The 9,266-nt window shown below is 65.2% G+C and carries 13 protein-coding genes; 10 read left to right on the top strand and 3 right to left on the bottom strand.

The window, feature by feature from the left end:
* Window positions 1-1,125: GGDEF domain-containing protein (locus tag EN742_RS13835; RefSeq protein ID WP_148670100.1), on the top strand; the 1,125-nt coding region annotated here is incomplete at its 5' end.
* Here EN742_RS13835 and EN742_RS13840 read toward each other — a convergent pair.
* Window positions 1,109-1,468 (bottom strand): hypothetical protein, encoded by a 360-nt coding sequence (locus EN742_RS13840; RefSeq protein WP_126057478.1) that lies wholly within the window; start codon window positions 1,466-1,468, stop codon window positions 1,109-1,111. The two genes, EN742_RS13835 and EN742_RS13840, sit on opposite strands and share 17 nt — an antisense overlap.
* A 259-nt stretch (window positions 1,469-1,727) precedes the next feature.
* Here EN742_RS13840 and EN742_RS13845 point away from each other — a divergent pair, with 259 nt between their 5' ends.
* The 7 genes from EN742_RS13845 to EN742_RS13875 all read left to right on the top strand — a co-directional run bounded on the left by EN742_RS13845 (window position 1,728) and on the right by EN742_RS13875 (window position 6,997).
* On the top strand, window positions 1,728-2,168 hold the full coding sequence (locus tag EN742_RS13845) for a hypothetical protein (protein WP_126057479.1): 441 nt from the start codon (window positions 1,728-1,730) through the stop codon (window positions 2,166-2,168).
* A gap of 236 nt (window positions 2,169-2,404) precedes the next feature.
* Entirely contained in the window at window positions 2,405-2,824 is a 420-nt protein-coding gene (sdhC, locus tag EN742_RS13850) for a succinate dehydrogenase, cytochrome b556 subunit (protein WP_126057480.1), read from the top strand.
* A 2-nt stretch (window positions 2,825-2,826) separates the two neighbouring features.
* Entirely contained in the window at window positions 2,827-3,222 is a 396-nt protein-coding gene (gene sdhD / locus EN742_RS13855) for a succinate dehydrogenase, hydrophobic membrane anchor protein (RefSeq protein WP_126057481.1), read from the top strand.
* A 4-nt stretch (window positions 3,223-3,226) separates the two neighbouring features.
* On the top strand, window positions 3,227-5,059 hold the full coding sequence (gene sdhA, locus EN742_RS13860) for a succinate dehydrogenase flavoprotein subunit (protein WP_126057482.1): 1,833 nt from the start codon (window positions 3,227-3,229) through the stop codon (window positions 5,057-5,059).
* A gap of 2 nt (window positions 5,060-5,061) precedes the next feature.
* Complete coding sequence (locus EN742_RS13865; RefSeq protein ID WP_126057483.1) at window positions 5,062-5,496, top strand: DUF3052 family protein; 435 nt, start codon at window positions 5,062-5,064, stop codon at window positions 5,494-5,496.
* On the top strand, window positions 5,496-6,275 hold the full coding sequence (locus tag EN742_RS13870) for a succinate dehydrogenase iron-sulfur subunit (protein ID WP_126057484.1): 780 nt from the start codon (window positions 5,496-5,498) through the stop codon (window positions 6,273-6,275). The genes EN742_RS13865 and EN742_RS13870 overlap by 1 nt, the downstream gene beginning before the upstream one ends.
* A gap of 89 nt (window positions 6,276-6,364) precedes the next feature.
* Window positions 6,365-6,997 (top strand): DUF480 domain-containing protein, encoded by a 633-nt coding sequence (locus EN742_RS13875; protein ID WP_126057485.1) that lies wholly within the window; start codon window positions 6,365-6,367, stop codon window positions 6,995-6,997.
* A 269-nt stretch (window positions 6,998-7,266) separates the two neighbouring features.
* Here EN742_RS13875 and EN742_RS13885 read toward each other — a convergent pair whose 3' ends face one another.
* Entirely contained in the window at window positions 7,267-7,692 is a 426-nt protein-coding gene (locus EN742_RS13885; protein ID WP_126057486.1) for an OsmC family protein, read from the bottom strand.
* Window positions 7,693-7,900: 208 nt separating this feature from the next.
* Here EN742_RS13885 and EN742_RS13890 point away from each other — a divergent pair, with 208 nt between their 5' ends.
* Together EN742_RS13890 and EN742_RS13895 are read left to right on the top strand one after the other, a co-directional pair.
* Window positions 7,901-8,128 (top strand): hypothetical protein, encoded by a 228-nt coding sequence (locus EN742_RS13890; RefSeq protein WP_126059297.1) that lies wholly within the window; start codon window positions 7,901-7,903, stop codon window positions 8,126-8,128.
* On the top strand, window positions 8,125-8,481 hold the full coding sequence (locus EN742_RS13895) for a YciI family protein (protein WP_126057487.1): 357 nt from the start codon (window positions 8,125-8,127) through the stop codon (window positions 8,479-8,481). The genes EN742_RS13890 and EN742_RS13895 overlap by 4 nt, the downstream gene beginning before the upstream one ends.
* Window positions 8,482-8,496: 15 nt before the next feature.
* On the opposite strand, the gene EN742_RS13900 is transcribed toward EN742_RS13895, so the two are convergent.
* On the bottom strand, window positions 8,497-9,266 hold a 770-nt coding region (locus EN742_RS13900), incomplete at its 5' end, for a GMC oxidoreductase (RefSeq protein ID WP_245492316.1).

Raw genomic sequence — 9,266 nt, forward strand, 5'->3', positions numbered from 1 at the left:
ATCTACGACAAAAACCGGGTGTCGGCGCGCTGGCTGGCCTTCGGCTACATGATCGGCATGGTCTATTTCGCCCTCGAATTCGTCATCCCCGCCTTCGACAATGCCCGGCTCCCGGTCGTCGCCGCCTTTGCCGTCTTCCTCGGCGCCACCATCGTCTTCAATGGCGGCCTTGCCCACAAATACGGCGTGGCACCGCCATGGTGGCCGATGCTGCTCTTCCTGGCCATCGCTTCCGTCGGGGTCTATCTCGTGCAGGAATTGCCGCGCCAGTCGCTGACCGCGATGATGGCCTATCAGCTTCCCTACGCCGTCATGCAGTTCACCGCGCTCGGCATCGTCTGGTCGTCCAGGCAAAGGCGCGAGCGGCTCGACACCATACTGATGGGCGTGCTGACGGCCAGCGCGCTGCAGTTCGCCTCCAAGCCCTTCATCGCGCATGCGCTGGGCGGCCGCGGCGCCGACCCGCAATCCTATGTGCAGACGAGCTACGCGCTGGTGTCGCAATCGCTCGGCACCGTGTTCGGCCTGGCGCTGGCGCTGCTTGCGCTGGCCATACTGGTGCGCGACGTGCTGGCCGAGGCGACGTCGAAATCGGAAACCGACGCGCTGTCCCGGCTGCTCAACCGCGGCGGCTTCGAGCGCCATGCCGAAATCACCCTGAGAGATGCCGCGCGCCGTGGCGTTCCGGTGGCGCTGGTGATCGCCGACCTCGACCATTTCAAGGGCATCAACGACAATTTCGGCCACGCCTGCGGCGACCGGGTGATCGAGACCTTCGCCGGTTTCCTGCGCGAGGCGGCGGCCGACCATCACGTCGCCGGGCGCATCGGCGGCGAGGAGTTCGCCATCATCCTGCCGGGCACCAATCTCGCGGCCGCACGGCTGTTCGCCGAAGGCGCGCGCAGCGCGTTCGGCGCCCTGCCGATCGACAGCCTGCCGGCCGAGCACCGCTGCAGCGCCAGCTTCGGCGTCGCCGAACTCGGCGCGGGCGAGGGCTTTTCCGATCTGTTGCGGCGCGCCGACGAGGCGCTCTATCGGGCCAAGGGCGGCGGCCGCGATTGCGTGCGCGTCTCGCCCGGCCCGGCCGGGCGGCAGGCGTCCGCCGTCTTCAACGGCAGGGGCTGAGGTTCGGCATCTCGCCGTCGGACAGGCCGTACATATAGGAGCGGCCCTTGATGAAGACCGGCGGCTGGTAGCAGCCGCGGCCAACGGTCTCGTCGGATTCGTTCTCGTAGATCACGTCGGGCTCGCCGGCACTGGTAAAGTTCGACAGCTCCTTGGCGTGCCTGCCTTCGCCGACGATGATGCGTTTGTAGCCGGCGGCGCTGTCGATGACGAGATTGCCGAAGGAATCGGCATAGACGCGGTCGTGGTGGCGCAGCCCGGCTACGGCCGGCGCCGTGAAGCCGACGGCAAGTGCCGCCAGCGCAAGCGCCGCTAGGCGCAGTCTGCTCGAATTCGAACGCATGGCACCCTCCGTTTGCTTCGACCGTTTCGGTCTGGAGCCTGTTCGAATCGGAAATTAACCTTTTCTTAACCTTTGTTAAGAGCCGGCCCGCTTTCGCGGCCGGACTTTAACAAACATGGTTAATTTCGGCCGACGGGGTGGCCATCTTTCGGCCATGCTTGCCCGCACCATCGCGCCACCTCGACCAGCCGTTTGAGCCGGGTGAGCTTGATCAGGAACGACATCGTGGCTAGCGTGCCGCGCACAGGAGGGGCAGCACATGGCGTTACGCCGCTTGGTTCGGGGATTGCTCCTTGCTCCGTTGCTCGCTGCGGCAGCGGCCTGTGTGCCGCAGGATGGCGCGCCCAAGGCGGCATCGCCAGCGATCTCTCCCGCTCCGGCTCTGCAGGCCACCGCACCCGCCGCGCCGCCAGCGCCTGCAACGGCATCCGCAGCCAGGATCACCACCGACCTCACTGCGCCGCGATCGGCAGTCGGCATGGCCACCTACAAATGTAATGGCGGCACGATCTCCATCCAAAATCTCGGCACGTCGCTGCGTGTGGCAGGGCCGGATGGCTGGACAGAGGAGTTTGCGGCGTCGCCCGCCAACCAGAGCAGCCGCTACCAGGCGGCGACGACGCATGACGCAGTTGTGATCGACGGACGCGAGGCGCTGCTGATGAAGAAGGGGTCGACGCCGCTCACCTGCAGAAGGTAGGCAATCTTCATCGACATGCCGCACTGCAGCGAACCATTGCGCCGGCTTTCGGACGCGCCCTAATCGATTGAAGCAAAAGCCGGCCCTTTTTTCAGACTAAATGACGTTTCCAAAACGATTTTCCGGCTTTGACGCGGTGCAAAAAGAGCATTAGAAACCGGCTGTCCGAAGTCGCAACCGGGAACGGCAATGCCGCTTTTCCGCTGAGGCTCCAGAGACGCCGAACTGGGGGAGCCATGAGCAAATCACCAGCCACCCGCGAATTTGCCAGACGTGAACGGCCGCTTTCGCCGCACCTGAGCGTGTACCGGCCGCCGATCACAATGACCATGTCGATCATCCATCGCATCACCGGCGGTGCGCTCTATTTCGGCACGCTGCTGGTGGCGCTCTGGCTGATGGCAGCGGCGAGTTCCGAGGCCACGTTCGATCTCGTCAACTGGGCCTTCGGCTCGTGGCTGGGGCGGCTGGTGCTGTTCGGCTACACCTGGGCGCTAATGCACCACATGCTGGGCGGCGTACGCCACCTGGTCTGGGACACCGGCGCCGGGCTCGAGAAGCACACGGCCTCGAAGATCGCCTGGGCGACACTGGCCGGCTCGATCCTGCTCACGCTGCTGATCTGGATCGCCGGCTACATGGCGCGGGGAGCCTGACCATGAGCGGCAAGAACACCGACATGCGCACGCCGCTGGCCAAGGTCCGCGGCCTTGGCTCGGCCCGCGAGGGCACTTCACATTTCTGGCGTCAGCGGCTGACGGCGATCGCCAACATCCCGCTGATCCTGTTCTTCGTCGGCTTCCTGATCGCGCTCAACGGCCACGGCTACACGGAAGTGCGGACGGCGCTCGCCAATCCGTTCGTGGCGCTGGTGCTGGCGCTGGTGCTGATTTCCGGCCTCTACCACATGCGGCTCGGCATGCAGGTGATCATCGAGGATTACGTGCATGGCGAAGGCATGAAGCTGGCGCTGATTGCGCTCAACACATTTTTTTCCGTAGCGGTCGGCGTCGCCTCGCTCTTCGCCCTGCTCAAACTGGCATTCGGAGGCTGACATTTTGGCCAAGGACGCGAAATCAGCCAATTCCGCCTACACTTTCGTCGATCACAAGTTCGACGTGGTGATCGTCGGCGCCGGCGGCGCCGGCCTGCGCGCCACGCTCGGCATGGCCGAGCAGGGCCTGCGCACCGCCTGCATCACCAAGGTGTTCCCGACACGCTCGCACACGGTGGCGGCGCAAGGCGGCATCGCCGCCTCGCTCTCCAACATGGGCCCGGACTCCTGGCAGTGGCACATGTACGACACCGTCAAGGGCTCGGACTGGCTGGGCGACGTCGACGCCATGGAATACATGGTGCGCGAGGCGCCGGCCGCCGTCTACGAGCTCGAGCATTACGGCGTGCCGTTCTCGCGCACCGAGGAAGGCAAGATCTACCAGCGGCCGTTCGGCGGCCACATGATGAACTATGGCGACGGCCCGCCGGTGCAGCGCACCTGTGCGGCCGCCGACCGCACCGGCCACGCCATCCTGCACACGCTCTACGGCCAGTCGCTGAAGAATAACGCGCAGTTCTTCATCGAGTATTTCGCGCTCGACCTGATCATGGAGCCGGACGGCACCTGCACCGGCGTCGTCGCGTGGAACCTCGACGACGGCACCATCCACCGCTTCTCGGCCAAGATGGTGGTGCTGGCGACAGGCGGCTACGGCCGCGCCTATTTCTCGGCGACGTCGGCGCATACCTGCACCGGCGACGGTGGCGGCATGGCCGCCCGTGCCGGACTGCCGCTGCAGGACATGGAGTTCGTTCAGTTCCACCCGACCGGCATCTATGGCGCCGGCTGCCTGATCACCGAGGGCGCCCGCGGCGAGGGCGGCTATCTCGTCAATTCCGAGGGCGAGCGATTCATGGAGCGCTACGCGCCGTCGGCCAAGGACCTCGCCTCGCGCGACGTCGTCTCACGCTGCATGACGCTGGAGATCCGCGAGGGACGCGGCGTCGGCAAGAACAAGGACCACATCTTCCTGCATCTCGACCATCTCGATCCGGCGGTGCTCCATGAGCGGCTGCCCGGCATCTCGGAGTCGGCGAAGATCTTCGCCGGCGTCGATCTCACCAAGGATCCGATCCCGGTGCTGCCGACGGTGCACTACAATATGGGCGGCGTGCCGACCAACTACTGGGGCGAGGCGCTCAACCCGACAGCCGCGAGCCCGGACAAGGTATCGCCAGGCCTGATGGCGGTCGGCGAGGCCGGCTGCGCCTCGGTGCATGGCGCCAACCGGCTGGGTTCCAACTCGCTGATCGATCTCGTCGTGTTCGGCCGCGCCGCGGCGATCCGCGCCGGCCAGGTGATCGACCGCAAGTCGGCAATCCCGTCGCCGAACGAAGCCTCGGTCGAGAAGATCATGGACCGCTTCGACCGGCTTCGCCACGCCAACGGCTCGACGCCGACGGCGGTGCTTCGCGAAAAGATGCAGAAGGCGATGCAGGAAGACGCGGCGGTGTTCCGCACACAGGAATCGCTGGAAAATGGCTGCAAGCGCATTTCGCAGATCTGGGGCGAGCTCAAGGACATAAAGGTGTTCGACCGCTCGATGATCTGGAATTCGGATCTGGTCGAGACGCTGGAGCTCGAAAACCTGATGGCCAACGCCATCACCACGGTCTACGGCGCCGAGGCTCGCAAGGAGAGCCGCGGCGCGCATGCGCGGGAAGATTTCTCGGCCCGCGACGACGCCGCCTGGCGCAAGCACACGCTGGCCCATCTCAGCGAGGACGGCAAGGTGACGCTGACCTATCGTCCGGTGCACACCGAGCCGCTGCTGGCCGAGAAGGACGGCGGCATCAGCCTCGCCAAGATCGCGCCGAAGGCCAGGGTGTACTGACGATGGCGCTGGCGGCAACGGGATATTCCGGCACCCCGCTTCCGGCCAAGCTCGGCCTGAAGGACGGCATGGTCGCCGCCTTCATCGCGCTGCCGCCGGAGCTGGATGATCTTGCCGGAGCCGTGGACTTTGCCGCGATCGACCGGCTGGCCGACTGGTCGGAAATTTCTGGTCGCCAGAGATACGATGCCGTGCATGCCTTCACCCGGCGGCGCGCCGAGATCGAGGACGGCCTTGCCGGCATCGAGACGGCGATCAAGCGCGACGGCATGGTCTGGGTTTCATGGCCGAAGAAGGCGTCGAAGGTGGCGACCGACGTCACCGAGGACGTCATCCGCGCCGAGGCGCTGAAGCGCGACCTGGTCGACGTCAAGATCGCCGCCGTGAATGAAATCTGGTCCGGGCTGAAGCTCGTCATCCGAAAGGACCGCAGGTAATGGTCGAACTCACGCTCCCCAAGAATTCGAAAGTTCAGCAGGGCAAGACCTGGCCGAAGCCGGAGGGCGCCACCAATCTTCGCGAATACCGCATCTACCGCTGGTCGCCGGACGATGACGAGAACCCGCGCATGGACACCTATTTCGTCGACATGGACGATTGCGGACCGATGGTGCTCGACGCGCTGCTCTACATCAAGAACAAGATCGACCCGACGCTGACGCTGCGCCGCTCCTGCCGCGAGGGCATTTGCGGCTCCTGCGCCATGAACATCGACGGCTCCAACACGCTCGCCTGCACCAAGGGCTGCGACGACATTTCCGGCGCGGTGAAAGTCTATCCGCTGCCGCATATGCCGGTGATCAAGGACCTGGTTCCCGACCTCACCAATTTCTACGCCCAGCACGCCTCGATCGAGCCATGGCTGAAGACGGTGTCGCCGGAGCCGGCCAAGGAATGGCTGCAGAGCCATGAGGACCGCGAGAAGCTCGACGGGCTCTACGAATGCATCCTGTGCGCCTGCTGCTCGACGTCCTGCCCGAGCTACTGGTGGAACGGCGACCGCTATCTCGGCCCGGCGGTGCTCTTGCAAGCCTATCGTTGGCTGATCGACAGCCGCGACGAGGCCAAGGGCGAGCGGCTCGACAATCTCGAGGACCCGTTCCGGCTCTATCGCTGCCACACCATCATGAACTGCGCGCAGGCGTGCCCCAAGGGCCTGAACCCGGCCAAGGCGATCGCGGAGATCAAGAAGATGATGGTGGAGCGGCGGGTTTAGCCTTGGCGGGATAACCAACGACAACCTCAAACGCGGCGATCCTTCGCGCCCCCCTCTGTCCTGCCAGCGTCAGAAAGGATTGCACGGCAATGAGCGAAGACCTTCCCATCCTCTCTCCCGCCGAAGCGCGTGTGCTCGGCTGCCTGATCGAGAAGAAGGAATTGACGCCGGACGTCTATCCGCTGACGCTCAATGCAGCGCTTGCCGCCGCCAACCAGAAGACGGCGCGCGAGCCGGTGATGGCGCTGGAACAGACCGAGGTGCATCGGGCCCTGAAGCTGCTTGAGCAGAAGGGGCTGGTGCGGCAGATGTTCGGTTCGCGCGTGGAGCGCTATGAGCATCAGATGGCGCAGCGATTCTCGCTGACCACGCCGCAGACCGCCCTGGTCGGGCTGCTTCTGTTGCGCGGGCCGCAGACCGCATATGAGCTGTTGGCGCGAAGCGAGCGCATGGCGCGGTTTTCGTCGATCGAGGATCTGCGCGGTGAACTCGACATGCTGATCGGCCGCCGGCCGGCGCTCGTTCAGGAGATACCGCGCGGGCCAGGCCAGCGCGAGGACCGCTATGTGCATCTGCTGGGCGGGCCGGTGGATGTGGCGGCCGTCGCAGCGGCGCCATGGCAGCCGCCAGCGTCATCGGGCTCCGATCTTGAGGCCCGGGTGCTGGCGCTTGAAGAGGAGGTGGCGGCGCTGCGTGCCAAGGTCGAGGCACTGGGCGGGTAGTAGTGCCTTAATGCAGTAGTCTCGCATCCGGGCCGAAGTCGGGGCTGCCCCTCATTGCCCTGCCGGGCATTTCTCCCCGTAAACGGGGAGAAAGAGGCTGGCCGCGACTTTGGCGCCAGTCTCGCAGCGTTGGAGATTGGCGAAACCATCGGTGACAGCGCCCCTCTCCCCGTCACTATACGGGGAGGGGACGCCGGCAGGCAGGTGAGGGGCAGCACCCAGCGTCTGTAATAATGAGCAGCGCCGGCAGACCGACGTCTGCAGTCTTCTCACCCCAGCTTCGCGTCGAGCGAAACCTTGATGGCGCCGAGCGCCTTCGAGACCGGGCATTCGGCCTTGGCCTTCTCGGCCAGCTCATTGAACTTTGCCGCGTCGATGCCCGGCACCTTGCCGACGACGGTGAGAGCGCTGCCGGTGATGCCGGTGCCGGGCACCAGCGTCACCACCGCCTTGGCGTCGAGTTCGGTGGCGGGCGTGCCATTCTCGGCGAGGAAGTGCGAGAACTGCATGGCGTAGCAGCCGGCGTGCGCGGCGGCGATGAGCTCCTCCGGGTTGGTGCCGGATTTGCCGCTCTCGTCCTCGAAGCGCGCCTTGAACGAATAGGGCGTGCCTTTCAGCGCCCCGCTCTGGGAGTCGAGCGTGCCCTTGCCTTCCTTCAGATTGCCATTCCAGACGGCGTTCGCGGTGCGGTCCATGAAATCCTCCTTGATCGTCGGGGTTGCGCCGGCAGAGCGCCGGCGTTCCCCAGGACTATAGCGCGGGCACGCGCGAAGGCCACCGCGCTCTTCGAGCGGTGGCGTCCAAAATTCTTTCTCAAAAAAAGCGCGCGCAAAAATGTCGACTTCCATCGGACTCGACCGTCCTACGGGCGGCCACGGATTTCGCGGCCGGATGGAGGCTCACATGGACGGTTTGTTTTTCGCGCTGTGGAAATGCCCTGAGCACAAGGCCCGGCGACAGGAAGACTATTGGCTCGATCCGCCGCCCTCCGGCTTCGGCCGGCTGCTGGCGGCGGTCGCCATCATCGGCATCGCGGCATGCCTTCTCGATCATGCGGCGGCGTTCGGAGGCGCGGCTGACACCATCATCACCGCATCCTATGGTCCATCACAACACGGGAGATCGGAATGAGATATGTCTGCCTGGTCTATGGCGAGGAACAGAGCCTTTATGCGTTGACCCCGGAAGGATCGGCCAAGCTAGACGCCGATTCGCTGGCCTATGACAGATCGTTGGACCAACAAGGCAAGCTGATCATCGCGCAGGCGCTGCAATCGGTGAAGACGTCGAAGAGTGTGCGGCGGCGCAACGGGAAAAGACTGGTCACCGACGGCCCGTTCGCCGAGACCAAGGAGCAGTTGCTCGGCTTCGTCATGATCGAGGCCGAGAGCCTCGACGAGGCGCTGGAGATCGCCGGCGACATTCCGCTGGCCGAACTCGGCACCGTCGAGGTCAGGGCGATCTACGACATACCCGGGTCATAGCTGGTCGCCGCCGGCTCATGCAGGTCGGCGGATCATATCCGCCGCCTTCTCGGCGATCATCACCACGGGCGAGGCGGTGTTGCCGGAGACGATGCGCGGCATGATCGAGGCGTCGATGACGCGCAGACCCTCGACACCGGTCACGCACAGGTCGGGACTGACGACGGCGCGATCGTCGACGCCCATTCGGCAGGTGCCGACCGGATGAAAGATCGTCGTCGCGATCGAGCCGATCTGGTGCAGCAGGTCGTCGTCGGACTGGTGGGCGGGACCGGGCAGGATTTCCTCCGGATGGAAGTCGGCAAGCGCCTTGGCGGTCATGATCATGCGCGCCTGGCGCACCGAGCTCAGCGCGATCTCGCGGTCGCGCACCGTCGAGAGATAGTTCAGCCGGATTTCCGGCTGTACGGCCAATTCAGGTGTCGTGGCATGTACGGAGCCGACGCTGTCGGGCCGCAGATTGCAGACCGACATGGTGATCGCCGGGAACGGGTGCAGCGGGTCGCCCAGCCGGTCCGTCGACAAAGGCTGGACGTGGTATTCCAGGTCCGGCGTCGCCATCGACGGATCGGATTTGCTGAACATGCCGAACTGGCTTGGCGCCATCGACATCGGCCCCGACCGGGCAAAGGCATATTGCAGCGCGATCCGCGCCTTGCCGCTCAGGCTGTTGGCAAGGGTGTTGAGCGTCAGCGCCGACGACACTTTGTAGACCGTGCGGATCTGCAGGTGGTCCTGCAGGTTCTCACCGACATCCGGGCTGGCGTGAACCAGATCGATCCCGA

The sequence above is a fragment of the Mesorhizobium sp. M4A.F.Ca.ET.020.02.1.1 genome (assembly GCF_004022645.1).
In the GTDB taxonomy this organism is placed as follows: domain Bacteria; phylum Pseudomonadota; class Alphaproteobacteria; order Rhizobiales; family Rhizobiaceae; genus Mesorhizobium.